At 44.9% G+C, this 14,139-nt stretch carries 26 protein-coding genes; all 26 read left to right on the top strand.

The window, feature by feature from the left end; all coding sequences use genetic code 11:
- Positions 1 to 64: 64 nt before the first annotated feature.
- The 26 genes from KTH89_RS01100 to map all read left to right on the top strand — a co-directional run bounded on the left by KTH89_RS01100 (position 65) and on the right by map (position 14,135).
- Positions 65 to 760, top strand: coding sequence for an Rpn family recombination-promoting nuclease/putative transposase (locus KTH89_RS01100; protein ID WP_330656643.1), 696 nt, complete (start codon positions 65 to 67; stop codon positions 758 to 760).
- Positions 761 to 954: 194 nt separating this feature from the next.
- A complete protein-coding gene (locus KTH89_RS01095; RefSeq protein ID WP_238720294.1) occupies positions 955 to 1,269 on the top strand; it encodes an RpnC/YadD family protein in 315 nt (104 codons plus the stop codon).
- A gap of 421 nt (positions 1,270 to 1,690) precedes the next feature.
- On the top strand, positions 1,691 to 2,008 hold the full coding sequence (rpsJ, locus tag KTH89_RS01090; RefSeq protein WP_158343542.1) for a 30S ribosomal protein S10: 318 nt from the start codon (positions 1,691 to 1,693) through the stop codon (positions 2,006 to 2,008).
- 118 nt (positions 2,009 to 2,126) lie between these two features.
- The gene (gene rplC / locus KTH89_RS01085) at positions 2,127 to 2,762 is read left to right on the top strand and encodes a 50S ribosomal protein L3 (RefSeq protein WP_158343540.1); all 636 of its coding nucleotides are present in this window, start codon (positions 2,127 to 2,129) and stop codon (positions 2,760 to 2,762) included.
- Positions 2,763 to 2,790: 28 nt separating this feature from the next.
- Complete coding sequence (rplD, locus tag KTH89_RS01080; protein ID WP_158343538.1) at positions 2,791 to 3,411, top strand: 50S ribosomal protein L4; 621 nt, start codon at positions 2,791 to 2,793, stop codon at positions 3,409 to 3,411.
- The gene (rplW, locus tag KTH89_RS01075; protein WP_158343536.1) at positions 3,411 to 3,710 is read left to right on the top strand and encodes a 50S ribosomal protein L23; all 300 of its coding nucleotides are present in this window, start codon (positions 3,411 to 3,413) and stop codon (positions 3,708 to 3,710) included. Before rplD ends, rplW begins: the two co-directional genes overlap by 1 nt.
- 162 nt (positions 3,711 to 3,872) lie before the next feature.
- A complete protein-coding gene (gene rplB / locus KTH89_RS01070) occupies positions 3,873 to 4,715 on the top strand; it encodes a 50S ribosomal protein L2 (RefSeq protein WP_158343534.1) in 843 nt (280 codons plus the stop codon).
- Between the two features lie 14 nt (positions 4,716 to 4,729).
- Positions 4,730 to 5,011 carry a 30S ribosomal protein S19 gene (gene rpsS, locus KTH89_RS01065; protein WP_158343531.1) on the top strand — a complete coding sequence of 94 codons (282 nt, stop codon included), beginning with the start codon at positions 4,730 to 4,732 and terminating at the stop codon, positions 5,009 to 5,011.
- Between the two features lie 15 nt (positions 5,012 to 5,026).
- A complete protein-coding gene (rplV, locus tag KTH89_RS01060) occupies positions 5,027 to 5,413 on the top strand; it encodes a 50S ribosomal protein L22 (RefSeq protein ID WP_158343529.1) in 387 nt (128 codons plus the stop codon).
- An 11-nt stretch (positions 5,414 to 5,424) separates the two neighbouring features.
- On the top strand, positions 5,425 to 6,081 hold the full coding sequence (rpsC, locus tag KTH89_RS01055) for a 30S ribosomal protein S3 (protein WP_158343527.1): 657 nt from the start codon (positions 5,425 to 5,427) through the stop codon (positions 6,079 to 6,081).
- Positions 6,081 to 6,512, top strand: coding sequence for a 50S ribosomal protein L16 (gene rplP / locus KTH89_RS01050; protein WP_158343524.1), 432 nt, complete (start codon positions 6,081 to 6,083; stop codon positions 6,510 to 6,512). The genes rpsC and rplP overlap by 1 nt, the downstream gene beginning before the upstream one ends.
- A complete protein-coding gene (gene rpmC, locus KTH89_RS01045; RefSeq protein ID WP_158343522.1) occupies positions 6,509 to 6,718 on the top strand; it encodes a 50S ribosomal protein L29 in 210 nt (69 codons plus the stop codon). Before rplP ends, rpmC begins: the two co-directional genes overlap by 4 nt.
- 18 nt (positions 6,719 to 6,736) lie before the next feature.
- Entirely contained in the window at positions 6,737 to 6,991 is a 255-nt protein-coding gene (gene rpsQ / locus KTH89_RS01040) for a 30S ribosomal protein S17 (protein ID WP_158343520.1), read from the top strand.
- Positions 6,992 to 7,025: 34 nt separating this feature from the next.
- Positions 7,026 to 7,394, top strand: coding sequence for a 50S ribosomal protein L14 (gene rplN / locus KTH89_RS01035; RefSeq protein WP_158343517.1), 369 nt, complete (start codon positions 7,026 to 7,028; stop codon positions 7,392 to 7,394).
- 17 nt (positions 7,395 to 7,411) lie between these two features.
- Entirely contained in the window at positions 7,412 to 7,723 is a 312-nt protein-coding gene (gene rplX, locus KTH89_RS01030) for a 50S ribosomal protein L24 (RefSeq protein WP_158343515.1), read from the top strand.
- Positions 7,724 to 7,747: 24 nt separating this feature from the next.
- Positions 7,748 to 8,287 (top strand): 50S ribosomal protein L5, encoded by a 540-nt coding sequence (gene rplE, locus KTH89_RS01025; protein WP_158343513.1) that lies wholly within the window; start codon positions 7,748 to 7,750, stop codon positions 8,285 to 8,287.
- 17 nt (positions 8,288 to 8,304) lie between these two features.
- Positions 8,305 to 8,490, top strand: coding sequence for a type Z 30S ribosomal protein S14 (locus KTH89_RS01020; protein WP_002566501.1), 186 nt, complete (start codon positions 8,305 to 8,307; stop codon positions 8,488 to 8,490).
- A gap of 253 nt (positions 8,491 to 8,743) precedes the next feature.
- On the top strand, positions 8,744 to 9,145 hold the full coding sequence (gene rpsH, locus KTH89_RS01015; RefSeq protein ID WP_158343510.1) for a 30S ribosomal protein S8: 402 nt from the start codon (positions 8,744 to 8,746) through the stop codon (positions 9,143 to 9,145).
- Positions 9,146 to 9,157: 12 nt separating this feature from the next.
- Positions 9,158 to 9,697: a 50S ribosomal protein L6 gene (gene rplF / locus KTH89_RS01010; protein ID WP_158343508.1), complete on the top strand. Its 540-nt coding sequence runs from the start codon at positions 9,158 to 9,160 to the stop codon at positions 9,695 to 9,697.
- A gap of 18 nt (positions 9,698 to 9,715) precedes the next feature.
- Entirely contained in the window at positions 9,716 to 10,084 is a 369-nt protein-coding gene (gene rplR / locus KTH89_RS01005; RefSeq protein ID WP_158343506.1) for a 50S ribosomal protein L18, read from the top strand.
- A 19-nt stretch (positions 10,085 to 10,103) separates the two neighbouring features.
- Entirely contained in the window at positions 10,104 to 10,613 is a 510-nt protein-coding gene (gene rpsE / locus KTH89_RS01000) for a 30S ribosomal protein S5 (protein WP_158343504.1), read from the top strand.
- A gap of 11 nt (positions 10,614 to 10,624) precedes the next feature.
- The gene (gene rpmD, locus KTH89_RS00995) at positions 10,625 to 10,807 is read left to right on the top strand and encodes a 50S ribosomal protein L30 (protein ID WP_158343502.1); all 183 of its coding nucleotides are present in this window, start codon (positions 10,625 to 10,627) and stop codon (positions 10,805 to 10,807) included.
- Positions 10,808 to 10,835: 28 nt separating this feature from the next.
- Positions 10,836 to 11,276 (top strand): 50S ribosomal protein L15, encoded by a 441-nt coding sequence (gene rplO, locus KTH89_RS00990; RefSeq protein WP_158343500.1) that lies wholly within the window; start codon positions 10,836 to 10,838, stop codon positions 11,274 to 11,276.
- A complete protein-coding gene (gene secY, locus KTH89_RS00985; protein WP_158343498.1) occupies positions 11,277 to 12,578 on the top strand; it encodes a preprotein translocase subunit SecY in 1,302 nt (433 codons plus the stop codon).
- 152 nt (positions 12,579 to 12,730) lie between these two features.
- Entirely contained in the window at positions 12,731 to 13,375 is a 645-nt protein-coding gene (locus KTH89_RS00980; protein WP_158343496.1) for an adenylate kinase, read from the top strand.
- 4 nt (positions 13,376 to 13,379) lie between these two features.
- The gene (gene map, locus KTH89_RS00975) at positions 13,380 to 14,135 is read left to right on the top strand and encodes a type I methionyl aminopeptidase (protein ID WP_158343494.1); all 756 of its coding nucleotides are present in this window, start codon (positions 13,380 to 13,382) and stop codon (positions 14,133 to 14,135) included.
- Positions 14,136 to 14,139: the final 4 nt, after the last annotated feature.

Here is a 14,139-nt window from a genome sequence, read left to right as displayed (position 1 = left end):
AGCAAGCGGATGTAATGTGTTTTTCCAATCAGGAGGCGCCTTGTGCTTTCTATGAAGCTGTGCTATATTAAATTCATCAGGCAGAATTCTCTGTCTTATCTATCTGGCGTCTCGCCATTTATTCCATATTGAGATGCAGATGTATCATGTAAATTATTGGGAGGACCGGTCACTTTTCTATAATAGTAAGTTATTTGTAAGCAGTGTGCGAAAAGGGGAGGACTACCGGAACGCGAAGGCCTGTATCCATATTGGGATACTGGACTTTACCCTGTTTCCGGATCAGAAGGAATTCTACTCTATACATAAGATTACGAATATAAAGACCGGACGTATCTATAGTGACAAGCTGGCGTTTCATGTGGTAGAATTAAGTAAATTAAAGCAGGCTTCGGAAACGGAGAAGGAGACCGATGTATATCGCTGGGCCAGGCTTATTTCCGCCGGGAGTATTCAGGAGATGAAGACGCTGGCCAAAGGAGATGAGTATATGAAGGAAACGGTAGATACGTTTGAAGATTTTTCGCTGGATGACGAGGAACGTTACCGGGCTTTTCGCAGAGAGATGGCAATCATGGATCGTAAGGCGGAAATGAAGGATGCTTATGAGGATGGGATGGAACAAGGAATAGAACAAGGAAAACAAGAGCTGGTTCTGAATATGCTCCGAGCAGGTATATCTATAGAAAAGATTGCATCTATGGCAAATCTTTCTGTAGACCTGATTCGTGAATGGGACAAAATGGCAGATCAATCCTAATACCAAATAAAACGAATAATAATAGCTTCACTTCTCAGATAATTCCGAAAAGGTACCCATGTTGCTTGTGCATTGGGCACAGGGTACCTTGGATATTTGAAACCGAGTAAGGAACGGTTGTATATCGCTGGGGCAGGCTTATATCTGCTGGGCGTACTCAGGAGATGAAGGCGCTGGCCAAAGGAGATGAGTATATGAAGGAAACGGTAGATGCGTTTGAAGATTTCTCACTGGATGACGAGGAACGTTACCGGGCTTTTCGCAGGGAGATGGCAATCATGGATCGGAAGGCGGAAATGAAGGATGCTTATGAGGAGGGGATGGAGCAAGGAATAGAACAAGGGTTAGAACAAGGAATAGAACAAGGGTTAAAACAGGGCATCGAACAGGGAAAACAAGAGCTGGTTCTGAATATGCTCCGAACTGGTATATCTATAGAAGAGATTGCATCTATGACGAATATTCCGGCAGATCTGATTGGAGAATGGGGAAATAGAAGATCTCAATGAAACATGGAAATAGCCTGCTTTAAGAAAAGTAAATGATCCGTACTTCATATTCCGACTAATTCCGAAAACTTTCCGAAAATTTAGGTTTCCGAAAATTTACCAAAAAAATTTAAAAAAATACTTGCAATCCTGAGTTCTTTCCTATATACTTAAACGTGCTGTGACATTGATAGCGTTGAAGCGTGAGGTTGCTGCCCCGAATGTGGCAGGTTTTCCGTGGAGCGAATGTCAAGTTAGGAAACTGGCGACAAGTCACTGTACCGAATAAGATCCGGATCAGCAGGATCGAGTATCTGAACGGTCAACGGACCGGGAAGAACACACCGTGTAAGAATGTAGCAAACGCGACACACACGGAAGAGTGTACAGTCACCGCTTGTCGTACTGGTATGAAAAGTACGAAAAGGAGGCGACTTTTTTTATGGCAAGTCAAGTAATGAGAATCACATTGAAAGCGTATGATCATCAATTGGTGGATGCATCTGCGAAAAAAATCATCGAAACTGTGAAGAAGAATGGTGCTCAGGTGAGCGGACCGGTGCCGCTGCCCACGAAGAAAGAGGTAGTAACCATTCTGAGAGCGGTACACAAGTACAAAGACTCCAGAGAGCAGTTCGAGCAGAGAACTCATAAAAGACTGATCGACATTATCACACCTACCCCTAAGACGGTAGATGCATTGTCCAGACTGGAAATGCCTGCAGGTGTGTACATCGACATCAAAATGAAACAAAAATAAACAGCAATCGATGCGGAGATCCCGTGTCGTTAAGGAAACTTGTTTTCCCGAACTAGTATGAACGCAGTTAAATAAGCATGGCCGCGTTCCGCTGTAGATTTAGGAGGTAAAGGAAAGAATGAAAAAAGCGATCTTAGCTACAAAGGTTGGAATGACCCAGATCTTCAACGAAGATGGCACGTTAGTTCCGGTAACCGTATTACAGGCTGGTCCCTGCGTGGTTACTCAGGTGAAAACCACTGAGAACGACGGATATGACGCCGTACAGGTCGGTTTCATGGACAAACGTGAGAATTTGGTGAACAAGCCTATGAAGGGCCAGTTCGACAAAGCAGGCGTATCCTGCAAGAGATTCGTAAAAGAATTCAAATTTGAAAATGCAAGCGAATATCAGCTGGCACAGGAAATCAAAGCAGATGTCTTTGAAAACGGCGAGAAAGTTGATGTGACTGCTATTTCCAAAGGAAAAGGATTCCAGGGCGCGATTAAGAGACATGGCCAGCACAGAGGACCTATGACCCACGGTTCCAAATATCATCGCCATGCCGGATCCAATGGTTCCGCATCTGATCCCAGTAAAGTATTCAAAGGCAAGAAGATGCCCGGACACATGGGAGCGAAGAAAGTTACGGTACAGAACCTGGAAGTTGTCCGCGCAGACGCAGAGAAGAATCTGCTGCTGGTTAAGGGCGCAGTACCCGGACCCAGAAAAGCATTGGTTATTATCAAAGAAACCGTGAAGACGGCGAAATAAGAGGCTTTGAGAAAGGAGGAACTTACAGATGGCAAACGTATCTGTTTATAATATGGAAGGCAAAGAAGTTGGTACGATGGAATTAAACGATGCCGTATTCGGTGTGGAAGTAAACGAGCACCTGGTACACATGGCAGTCGTAAACCAGCTTGCAAATAAACGTCAGGGAACTCAAAAAGCGAAAACCCGATCTGAAGTATCCGGCGGCGGAAAGAAACCCTGGAGACAGAAAGGAACCGGTCACGCAAGACAGGGTTCGATCAGAGCTCCTCAGTGGACGGGCGGCGGAGTTGTATTCGCACCGGTACCGAGAGACTACTCCTTTAAGATGAATAAAAAGGAAAAGAGAGCGGCTCTTCGTTCTGCTTTGACTTCCAGAGTAAATGAAAGTAAATTCATCGTTTTGGATGATCTGAAATTCGATGAGATCAAAACGAAGAAGTTCCAGGAAGTTCTGAACAACTTAAAAGTGAACAAAGCTTTGGTTGTACTGAATGACAATGATGAGAAAGTGGTATTATCCGCAAGAAATATTCCGGAAGTCCGGACGGTTCTTACCAACACCATCAATGTATACGACATCTTAAAATACAACACAGTCATCACAACGAAGGCAGCTGTTGCAACCATCGAGGAGGTGTATGCATAATGGCAAGCATTCAATACTATGATGTAATCTTAAAACCGATTATCACTGAAAAAAGTATGAACGCGATGAGCGAGAAGAAATACACATTCTTAGTCCATCCGGAAGCAAACAAATCGATGATCAAGGAAGCGGTTGAAAAAATGTTCTCCGGAACAAAAGTAGCCAGTGTCAATACCATGAATCTGGAAGGCAAGACCAAGAGACGCGGAATGACTTACGGAAAAACTGCAAAGACCAAGAAGGCCATCGTGAAGCTGACCGAGGACAGCGCAGAAATCGAAATTTTCGAAGGACTGTGAGGCTGTGAACACTTGGCGATGAGGAGCTTGCGACGAAGAGCCTAGTGAGAACGCCGTTACCGAGACTCAGCGAGAGCGCGTTCTTTGCGATCGAGCGCTAGTCGAGCGTAACATACAGTAAAGTAACAAATAATAACCAGAAGCTTGAAAGGAGTGAAAAAAATGGGTATTAAAACCTATAACCCATATACACCTTCCAGAAGACATATGACCGGTTCTGATTTCTCCGAAATCACAAAGACTACCCCGGAAAAATCCCTGGTAGTATCTCTGAGCAAAAACTCCGGCCGTAATAATCAGGGAAAGATCACAGTTAGACACCGCGGAGGCGGTTCCAGAAGAAAATACAGAATCGTGGATTTCAAGAGAAAGAAAGACGGAATCCCGGCAAAAGTAATCGGTATCGAGTACGATCCGAACAGAAGCGCCAATATCGCATTGATTTGCTACGCAGACGGCGAGAAAGCATATATCCTGGCTCCGGAAGGCTTAAAGGACGGCATGAAGATCATGAACGGACCGGAAGCCGAAGTGAGAATCGGAAACTGCCTGCCGTTATCTGATATCCCGGTAGGTACCCAGGTACACAACATCGAGCTGTATCCCGGCCGCGGCGGCCAGATGGTCCGTTCCGCAGGAACCAGTGCACAGCTGATGGCAAAAGAAGGAAAATACGCAACCTTACGTCTTCCCTCCGGTGAAATGAGAATGGTTCCCATCATCTGCCGTGCTTCCGTAGGTGTGGTAGGAAACGGCGAGCACAACCTGATCAACGTAGGTAAGGCAGGACGGAAACGTCACATGGGTATCCGCCCGACCGTACGTGGTTCCGTCATGAACCCCAACGACCATCCGCACGGTGGTGGTGAAGGTAAAACTGGTATTGGACGTCCCGGTCCTTGCACCCCTTGGGGCAAGCCTGCTCTGGGTCTGAAGACCAGAAAGAAGAACAAACAGTCCAATAAGCTGATTGTAAGAAGAAGAGACGGAAAGGCTATGAAATAAGGAGGTTAGAACCTATGGCTCGTTCATTAAAAAAAGGACCGTTCGCAGATGAGAGTTTATTAAAAAAGATCGACTCCATGAACGCATCCGGTGATAAATCGGTCATCAAGACCTGGTCCCGCCGTTCTACGATTTTCCCGCAGATGGTCGGACATACAATTGCAGTTCATGATGGAAGAAAACATGTTCCGGTATATGTAACGGAAGACATGGTTGGCCACAAGCTGGGTGAGTTTGTAGCCACCAGAACCTATCGTGGACATGGCAAAGATGAGAAGAAATCGAAAGTAAGATAGGAGGTATTCTAAACCATGGCAAAAGGACATAGAAGCCAGATAAAAAGAGAGAGAAATGCCAACAAAGATACCAGACCTTCCGCAAAGTTATCTTATGCCAGAATGTCTGTCCAGAAGGCATGCTTCGTATTAGATGCCATCAGAGGGAAAGACGTGACTGCGGCTCTTGGTATTTTAGCTTATAACCCCAGATATGCTTCCGGCGTGATCGAAAAATTATTGAAATCCGCTATTGCAAACGCAGAAAACAATAATGGGATGAATCCGGAGAATCTTTACATTGCAGAGTGCTATGCAAACAAAGGGCCTACAATGAAGAGAATCAGACCGAGAGCTCAGGGAAGAGCTTACCGGATCGAGAAAAGAATCAGTCATATTACCATTGTGTTGGATGAAAGATAAGGAGGGCAATCATGGGACAAAAAGTTAATCCGCATGGCTTAAGAGTCGGTATCATCAAAGATTGGGACTCTAAGTGGTATGCAGAAGATGAATTTGCTGATTATCTGGTAGAAGATTACAAAATCAGAAAATTCCTGAAAAATAAATTATTCAGTGCCGGGATTTCCAAAATCGAAATCGAACGTACTGCAGATCGTGTAAAAATCGTGATCTACACCGCAAAACCTGGCGTAGTAATCGGTAAAGGCGGATCTGAAATCGAGAAAGTAAAAGCAGAGCTTCAGAAATTTACCGACAAGAAATTAGTGGTAGATATCAAAGAAGTGAAAAGACCTGATAAAGATGCACAGTTAGTGGCTGAGAATATTGCGCAGCAGTTAGTGAACCGTATTTCCTTCCGCCGTGCGATGAAGTCTTCCATGGGCAGAAGCTTAAAATCCGGCGCTCTTGGAATCAAAACTTCCGTATCCGGCCGTTTGGGTGGTGCAGATATGGCCCGTACCGAGTTCTACAGCGAAGGTACGATTCCGCTGCAGACACTTCGTGCTGATATTGATTATGGATTCGCTGAGGCAGATACCACCTACGGCAAAGTCGGAGTTAAGGTGTGGATCTACAAAGGCGAAATACTTCCAACGAAAGCTGACAAGGAAGGGAGCGATAAATAATGTTAATGCCGAAAAGAGTAAAACGTCGGAAACAGTTCCGTGGCTCCATGAAAGGGAAAGCTTTAAGGGGCAATACAATCAGCAATGGTGAGTATGGTATCATTGCCATGGAACCCGGATGGATCAAATCGAACCAGATCGAGGCAGCCCGTGTTGCTATGACCCGTTATATCAAGCGTGGCGGTCAGGTTTGGATTAAAATATTCCCCGATAAACCAGTAACCACGAAACCGGCTGAAACACGTATGGGTTCCGGTAAAGGATCCTTAGAGTACTGGGTAGCCGTAGTAAAACCCGGCCGTGTAATGTTCGAGATCTCAGGTGTACCGGAGGAAACGGCGAAAGAGGCACTGCGTCTTGCAACCCATAAGTTGCCTGTGAAATGTAAAGTCGTTTCTCGCGCAGACTTAGAAGGCGGTGATAAACAGTGAAAACGAATAAATTTGTAGAAGAATTAAAATCGAAATCTGTTATGGAATTAAAGGAAGAGTTAGTAGCTGCGAAAAAAGAGCTTTTTAACTTAAGGTTCCAGAATGCAACAAATCAGTTGGATAACACAAGCAGAATCAAAGAAGTTCGCAAAAACATTGCCAGAATCCAGACCGTTCTGACTGAAGCTGCGAAAGCTGCTGAGTAATAGAGAGGAGCTACACAGATGGAAAGAAATCTGAGAAAAACCCGTACGGGCAAAGTTGTCAGCAATAAAATGGATAAAACCATCGTTGTTGCCGTAGAAGACCATGTAAGACATCCTCTTTACAAAAAGATCGTAAAGAGAACTTATAAATTAAAAGCTCATGATGAGAACAATGTGTGCAATATCGGCGATACCGTAAAAGTTATGGAAACAAGACCCATTTCCAAAGATAAGAGATGGAGACTTGTGGAAGTCGTAGAAAAAGTGAAATAATTTCTTCGGGTTAAATTTTAAGGAGGTTAAAGGCATGATACAACAAGAAACAAGGCTTAAAGTTGCCGACAATACCGGTGCCAAAGAATTACTTTGTATCAGAGTTATGGGTGGTTCCACCAGAAGATATGCCAATATCGGTGACATCATTACAGCTACGGTCAAAGATGCAACGCCAGGCGGTGTTGTTAAAAAAGGCGATGTTGTAAAAGCTGTTGTGGTACGTACCGTAAAAGGCGCTCGTCGTAAAGACGGCTCTTATATAAAATTTGATGAAAATGCAGCAGTCATCATCAAAGATGACAAGACTCCCAGGGGAACACGTATTTTTGGGCCGGTAGCCAGAGAGCTTCGTGAGAAACAGTTTATGAAGATCGTATCCTTGGCTCCGGAAGTATTATAAGGAGGTGTTCTAAGAAGATGTCAGCGATCAAAATTAAAAAAGGCGACACGGTAAAAGTGATTGCCGGTAAAGATAAAGACAAAGAAGGAAAAGTCCTTTCCGTAGATCAGAAAAACGGCAGAGTCCTGGTAGAAGGCGTGAACATGGTAACCAAACATGCGAAGCCCTCCGCAGCAAACCAGAACGGCGGTATTATGCATAAAGAAGGACCGATCGATGTTTCCAACGTTATGTACCTGCACAAAGGTAAAGTAACCAGAATCGGTTACAAAATGGATGGAGACAAAAAAGTTCGTGTAGCAAAAGCTACCGGCGATGTAATTGATTAATTCTAAGGAAGGAGGTCCGGAAAGTTGAGTAGATTAAAAGAGATTTACAAAAGTGAAATCGTGGAAGCGATGACAAAAAAGTTTGGATATAAAAACGTAATGGAAGTACCGAAACTTGACAAGGTAGTTATCAACATGGGTGTTGGTGAAGCCAAAGAAAACGCAAAGCTTTTGGAAGCGGCTGTCAAGGATATGGAAACAATCACCGGCCAGAAGGCTGTGATCACCAGAGCGAAAAATTCCATCGCTAACTTCAAGATCAGAGAAGGAATGCCGATCGGATGTAAAGTAACACTTCGGGGCGAAAGAATGTATGATTTCGTAGACCGCCTCATCAACCTGGCACTTCCCCGTGTGCGTGACTTCAGAGGTGTGAACCCGAACGCATTTGACGGAAGAGGAAACTACGCGCTGGGTATTAAAGAACAGTTGATTTTCCCGGAAATCGAATATGATAAGGTTGACAAAGTACGAGGCATGGATGTCATTTTCGTTACAACCGCGAAAACCGACGAAGAAGCCCGTGAATTATTGACACAGTTCAATATGCCGTTTACCAAATAATTAGGAGGGAAAATTTCATGGCTAAGACATCAATGAAAATTAAGCAGCAGCGTCCGGCAAAATTCTCTACCAGAGAATATAACCGTTGCAGAATCTGTGGCCGTCCGCATGCTTATTTGAGAAAATACGGAATTTGCAGAATCTGTTTCCGTGAATTAGCTTATAAAGGTCAGATACCGGGCGTTAAAAAGGCTAGCTGGTGAGGCTGTGAACACTTAGCGATGAGGAGCTTGTGACGAAGAGCTTAGTGAGAACGCCGTTACCGAGACTCAGCGAGAGCGCGTCCTTTGCGATCGAGCGCTAGTCGAGCGTAACAGTCTTCGCTGCACACCTACCATCCGTGCAGTCTCGCTCACCCCAAGTCCTAGTGAGACCACCGCCGTTCCAAGACTCACAAAGAAGTATCAGTCCCGCTAATTAGCCCCGCAGATTTCAAAAAAAGGAGGTAAAACCCAAATGACAATGAGCGATCCGATTGCAGATATGCTTACAAGAATCCGTAACGCAAATACTGCAAAACATGATACCGTAGATGTACCCGCTTCCAAGATGAAACTCGCGATTGCTAATATCCTGGTAAACGAAGGATATATCGCAAAATATGATCTTGTAGAAGACGGCAGCTTTAAAACGATCCGTATTACCCTGAAATACGGTAAAGATAAAAATGAGAAAATCATAACCGGACTTAAGAGGATTTCCAAACCCGGACTTCGTGTATACGCAGGAAAAGATGAATTACCGAAGGTTTTAGGAGGACTTGGAATCGCAATTATTTCCACGAATAATGGTGTTGTAACTGATAAAGAAGCGCGTAAACTTCAGGTTGGTGGTGAAGTATTAGCGTTTGTATGGTAAGGAGGTACGGGCATGTCACGTATAGGAAGAATGCCAATCGCGGTACCCGCAGGCGTAACTGTGGATATTGCAGAAAATAATAAAGTGACTGTAAAAGGGCCGAAAGGTACTCTTGAGAGAGTATTGCCGGCTGAGATGGAAATCAAGATGGAAGATGGTCAGGTAGTTGTTACCAGACCCAACGACCTGAAGAAGATGAAATCCCTGCATGGTCTGACCAGAACGTTAATCAACAACATGGTTGTTGGTGTAACCAATGGATATGAAAAGGTACTGGAAATCAATGGTGTTGGTTACCGTGCCGCAAAATCCGGTAAGAAATTAACCCTCTCTTTGGGATATTCTCATCCGGTTGAGATGGAAGATCCGGAAGGACTGGAATCCAAGGTAGATGGTAACAAGATTACTGTCTCCGGTATTGATAAAGAAAAAGTTGGCCAATACGCTGCTGAGATCAGAGATAAGAGAAGACCGGAACCTTACAAGGGCAAAGGTATCAAATATGCTGACGAAGTTATCAGACGTAAAGTTGGTAAGACTGGTAAGAAATAATAAAGGAGGGTTAGAGAAATGGTTAGTAAGAAATCAAGAGCCGAAGTTCGGCAGAATAAACATAGAAGAATGCGCAACCGTTTCAGTGGCACAGCTGCTCGTCCGCGTCTGGCTGTGTTTCGGAGCAACAATCATATGTATGCGCAGATCATCGACGATACCGTGGGAAACACTTTAGTTTCTGCATCAACCCTTCAGAAGGATGTAAAAGCAGAGCTTAAGAAAACCAACGACGTTGAGGCGGCTGCATATCTTGGTACGGTTATCGCAAAGAAAGCCCTGGAAAAGGGAATTGATGAGGTAGTCTTCGACAGAGGCGGCTTCATATATCAAGGAAAGATCCAGGCACTGGCTGATGCAGCCAGAGAAGCCGGATTAAAATTCTAGGCAGGAAGGAGAAGAACACATGAAACGTACAATCGTTGACGCTAGTCAGTTAGAATTAACCGAAAAAGTAGTTTCCATTAAGCGTGTAACTAAGGTTGTTAAAGGTGGTCGTAACTTCCGCTTCACAGCTTTAGTAGTAGTAGGCGATGGCAATGGCCATGTGGGTGCAGGCCTTGGAAAAGCAACTGAAATCCCGGAAGCGATCCGCAAAGGGAAAGAAGATGCTGCCAAGAAACTGATCACCGTGGCAATGGATGAAAATAACAGTATTACCCATGATTTCATTGGAAAATTCGGAAGTGCTTCCGTGCTGTTAAAGAGAGCTCCTGATGGTACTGGTATCATCGCAGGCGGCCCGGCCCGTAGCGTGCTGGAGCTTGCAGGCATCAAAAATATCCGTACGAAATCCCTGGGCTCCAACAACAAGCAGAACGTGGTAATCGCTACCATCGAAGGCTTGAGACAGTTGAAAACTCCGGAAGAAGTAGCTAAGAATCGCGGCAAAGCCGTCGAAGAAATTCTGGCTTAGGAGGTAAGAAAATGGCAGAGAAATTAAAAATCACATTGGTGAAATCCACCATCGGAGCAGTTCCGAAGCATAAAAAGACAGTTGAGGCCCTTGGCCTTCGCAAATTAAACAAAACTGTGGAAATGCCGGATAATGCTGCGGTTCGTGGTATGATCCAGCAGGTGAGACACTTAGTGAAAGTAGAAGAAATCTAATAGAAACAGCAGTTAAGGAGGTGTAATGATGGACTTATCGACGTTAAGACCAGCAGAAGGATCCAAACACAGCGATAACTTCAGAAGAGGCCGCGGCCATGCATCTGGTAACGGTAAAACTGCAGGTAAAGGACATAAGGGTCAGAAAGCCCGTTCCGGAGCTCCCAGAGCCGGATTCGAAGGCGGACAGATGCCTTTGTACAGACGTATCCCGAAGAGAGGATTCACCTGCAGAAATTCAAAAGAAATCGTAGCAATAAATCTGGACGCTCTTGAAGTGTTTGACAATGACGCAGTAGTTTCCGTTGAGGCTTTGTTAGAAAAAGGTATAATCAAAAACCCCAGAGATGGTGTTAAAATTCTTGGAAATGGAGAATTAACTAAGAAGCTTACCGTACAGGCAAATGCTTTCAGTGCAAATGCTGCAGCTAAAATCGAAGCTCTTGGTGGAAAAGCAGAGGTGATCTAATTGCTCGAAACACTTCGTAATGCATTTAGAATAAAAGACATAAGAAATAAGCTCTTATTCACATTTGCCATGTTGGTAGTCGTACGTATCGGTTCACAGCTCCCGATTCCGGGAGTGAACCGGTTGTACTTCCAGCAGTGGTTCCAGCAGCATTCCGGAGATGCCTTCAATTTCTTTGATGCATTTACCGGCGGATCTTTTACTTCGATGTCGATCTTCGCCCTTAGCATTACCCCGTACATCACATCTTCCATTATTATGCAGTTGCTGACCATCGCAATTCCAAAACTGGAAGAGATGCACAAGGAAGAGGACGGCAGAAAGAAAATCGTAGCCATCACCCGTTATGTAACGGTTGCCCTTGCGCTGATCGAATCCATCGCAATGGCGGTTGGCTTTGGTCGTCAGGGATTATTACTGGACTACAACTTCGTAAGCGTGGCAATGACAGTTGTTACGATGACGGCAGGTAGTGCATTCCTTATGTGGATTGGTGAACGTATTACGGAAAACGGTGTTGGAAATGGTATCTCTATCGTATTGCTGATCAACATTATTTCCCGGCTTCCTCAGGATATCGGTACTTTATTCCAGCGGTTTGTTCAGGGGAAAAGTGTTGCGAAAGCCGGCTTAGCGATAGTCATTATCCTGGCAGTTATCCTGTTTACAGTAGTATTTGTTATCGTGCTGCAGGATGGAGAGCGCAGAATACCGGTGCAGTATGCCAAGAAGATGCAGGGGCGCAAAATGGTAGGCGGCCAGTCTACACATATCCCGCTGCGGGTAAATACGGCCGGAGTTATTCCGGTTATCTTCGCATCGTCACTGATGCAGTTTCCGATTGTTATCGCAACATTCATCGGGAAAGGGCAGGATAGTACGATTTTGGCGGTATTGAACTCCGGAAATTGGTGTAATCCTCAAAAACCGGCCTACTCCGTGGGCTTACTGGTATACATTATATTAATCGTATTCTTTGCATACTTCTATACTTCCATTACTTTTAATCCGATGGAAATCGCGAACAATATGAAAAAACAGGGCGGATTCGTACCTGGTATCCGTCCCGGAAAACCTACTACGGAGTATTTAACAAGAATTCTGAACTATATTATCTTTATCGGAGCTGTCGGCCTGACCATTGTATCGGTTATCCCGATCATCTTCAGCGGCGTATTCGGAGCTCATGTTTCCTTTGGAGGAACTTCACTGATCATTATCGTGGGTGTTATCCTGGAAACATTAAAGCAAATCGAATCACAGATGCTGGTTCGCTCCTACAAAGGTTTCCTGAATGACTAATGCGATTGACCCGACAAGGGGCGGACTTTGATTGGTTCGCCCTTTTAGGGCATAACTATGGTAATACCCTGCGGGTATACCTGTATGCCATTGAATACATGGCATAAATATGGTAATTATTGGTAATACTTCATAATGGAGGAGGAATCACTATGAAAATAATTATGCTTGGAGCACCCGGCGCCGGGAAAGGAACACAGGCGGAAAAGATTGCAGAGAAATATCAGATTCCCCACATCTCCACCGGAGACATTTTCAGAGCGAATATCAAAAATGGTACGGAATTAGGAAAGAAAGCGAAGACCTATATGGATCAGGGACTTCTGGTTCCTGACGAACTGGTTGTAGATCTGGTCGTGGACCGTGTACAGCAGGACGACTGTAAAAAGGGTTATATCCTGGACGGATTTCCCAGAACGATCCCTCAGGCAGAGGCATTGGATGCCGCGTTATCTGCAAACGGTGAGAAAATCGACTACGCCGTAAACGTAGAAGTAGCAGACGAAAATATCATCAATCGTATGGCCGGCAGAAGAGCCTGCTTAAACTGCGGAGCTACATATCATGTAGTTACAATTCCTCCAAAGGAAGAAGGCATCTGCGATAAGTGCGGAAGTGAACTCGTATTAAGAGAAGATGATAAGCCGGAAACTGTAAAGAAACGTCTGGATGTGTATCACGACCAGACCCAGCCCCTGATTGAATACTATACTGAGAAGAAAATATTGGTAGAGGTAGACGGAACAAGGGATATGGCAGTAGTATTCGGTGACATCGTAAAGGTTTTGGGAGCGTAAAAATATGGCTGTGACAATAAAATCTGCCAGAGAAATTGAGCTGATGAGAGAAGCTGGCAGGATACTTGAAAAAGTACACGAGGAAATGGAGAAAGCGGTTCGTCCGGGTATCTCAACAAAAGATATCGATCTCTTGGGCGAAGAGCTGATCCGAAGCTTTGGTTGTATCCCGTCCTTTCTGGGATATAACGGGTATCCGGCTTCTATCTGTGTTTCCGTAAATGACGAGGTGGTGCATGGAATTCCCGATAAGCATCACATCATCCAGGAAGGCGATATCGTGAGCCTGGACGCGGGAGTCATTTACAAAGGATATCAATCCGACGCGGCGAGAACGCATGCGGTCGGGGAGATCAGCCAGGAGGCCAGACAGCTCATTGACGTGACAAAACAGAGTTTCTTTGAAGGAATCAAGTATGCCAGAGCAGGACATCATCTCCATGAGATATCCGCTGCGATCGCCGATTATGCCGAGAGCTTTGGTTACGGCGTAGTTCGGGATCTGGTAGGCCACGGCATAGGGAAGGAAATGCACGAGGATCCTCAGATACCAAACTTCCGACAGAAGAGAAGAGGAATACTCCTGCAACCCGGAATGACACTTGCTATTGAGCCTATGATCAATGCAGGCCGTTATGATGTGGCTTGGCTTGACGATGACTGGACAGTAGTAACAGATGACGGTTCTTTGTCCGCCCATTACGAAAATACGGTTCTGATCACAGATGGGGATCCGGAAATTTTCACTCTTTCGAAGTAGAGGT

The sequence above is a fragment of the Diplocloster agilis genome (genome assembly GCF_019042275.1).
GTDB classification, from domain to species: domain Bacteria; phylum Bacillota; class Clostridia; order Lachnospirales; family Lachnospiraceae; genus Diplocloster; species Diplocloster agilis.
Note: the sequence above shows the minus strand (reverse complement) of the source record. Positions and strands in the feature narration are given on the sequence as shown.

Excerpts from the sequence above, each read along its gene's own strand:
- KTH89_RS01095 (WP_238720294.1), top strand. The coding sequence starts at position 955 with ATGAAGGAAACGGTAGATGCGTTTGAAGATTTCTCACTGGATGACGAG.
- rpsJ (WP_158343542.1), top strand. The coding sequence starts at position 1,691 with ATGGCAAGTCAAGTAATGAGAATCACATTGAAAGCGTATGATCATCAA.
- rplC (WP_158343540.1), top strand. The coding sequence starts at position 2,127 with ATGAAAAAAGCGATCTTAGCTACAAAGGTTGGAATGACCCAGATCTTC.
- rplD (WP_158343538.1), top strand. The coding sequence starts at position 2,791 with ATGGCAAACGTATCTGTTTATAATATGGAAGGCAAAGAAGTTGGTACG.
- rplW (WP_158343536.1), top strand. The coding sequence starts at position 3,411 with ATGGCAAGCATTCAATACTATGATGTAATCTTAAAACCGATTATCACT.
- rplB (WP_158343534.1), top strand. The coding sequence starts at position 3,873 with ATGGGTATTAAAACCTATAACCCATATACACCTTCCAGAAGACATATG.
- rpsS (WP_158343531.1), top strand. The coding sequence starts at position 4,730 with ATGGCTCGTTCATTAAAAAAAGGACCGTTCGCAGATGAGAGTTTATTA.
- rplV (WP_158343529.1), top strand. The coding sequence starts at position 5,027 with ATGGCAAAAGGACATAGAAGCCAGATAAAAAGAGAGAGAAATGCCAAC.
- rpsC (WP_158343527.1), top strand. The coding sequence starts at position 5,425 with ATGGGACAAAAAGTTAATCCGCATGGCTTAAGAGTCGGTATCATCAAA.
- rplP (WP_158343524.1), top strand. The coding sequence starts at position 6,081 with ATGTTAATGCCGAAAAGAGTAAAACGTCGGAAACAGTTCCGTGGCTCC.
- rpsQ (WP_158343520.1), top strand. The coding sequence starts at position 6,737 with ATGGAAAGAAATCTGAGAAAAACCCGTACGGGCAAAGTTGTCAGCAAT.
- rplN (WP_158343517.1), top strand. The coding sequence starts at position 7,026 with ATGATACAACAAGAAACAAGGCTTAAAGTTGCCGACAATACCGGTGCC.
- rplX (WP_158343515.1), top strand. The coding sequence starts at position 7,412 with ATGTCAGCGATCAAAATTAAAAAAGGCGACACGGTAAAAGTGATTGCC.
- KTH89_RS01020 (WP_002566501.1), top strand. The coding sequence starts at position 8,305 with ATGGCTAAGACATCAATGAAAATTAAGCAGCAGCGTCCGGCAAAATTC.
- rpsH (WP_158343510.1), top strand. The coding sequence starts at position 8,744 with ATGACAATGAGCGATCCGATTGCAGATATGCTTACAAGAATCCGTAAC.
- rplF (WP_158343508.1), top strand. The coding sequence starts at position 9,158 with ATGTCACGTATAGGAAGAATGCCAATCGCGGTACCCGCAGGCGTAACT.
- rplR (WP_158343506.1), top strand. The coding sequence starts at position 9,716 with ATGGTTAGTAAGAAATCAAGAGCCGAAGTTCGGCAGAATAAACATAGA.
- rpsE (WP_158343504.1), top strand. The coding sequence starts at position 10,104 with ATGAAACGTACAATCGTTGACGCTAGTCAGTTAGAATTAACCGAAAAA.
- rpmD (WP_158343502.1), top strand. The coding sequence starts at position 10,625 with ATGGCAGAGAAATTAAAAATCACATTGGTGAAATCCACCATCGGAGCA.
- rplO (WP_158343500.1), top strand. The coding sequence starts at position 10,836 with ATGGACTTATCGACGTTAAGACCAGCAGAAGGATCCAAACACAGCGAT.
- KTH89_RS00980 (WP_158343496.1), top strand. The coding sequence starts at position 12,731 with ATGAAAATAATTATGCTTGGAGCACCCGGCGCCGGGAAAGGAACACAG.
- map (WP_158343494.1), top strand. The coding sequence starts at position 13,380 with ATGGCTGTGACAATAAAATCTGCCAGAGAAATTGAGCTGATGAGAGAA.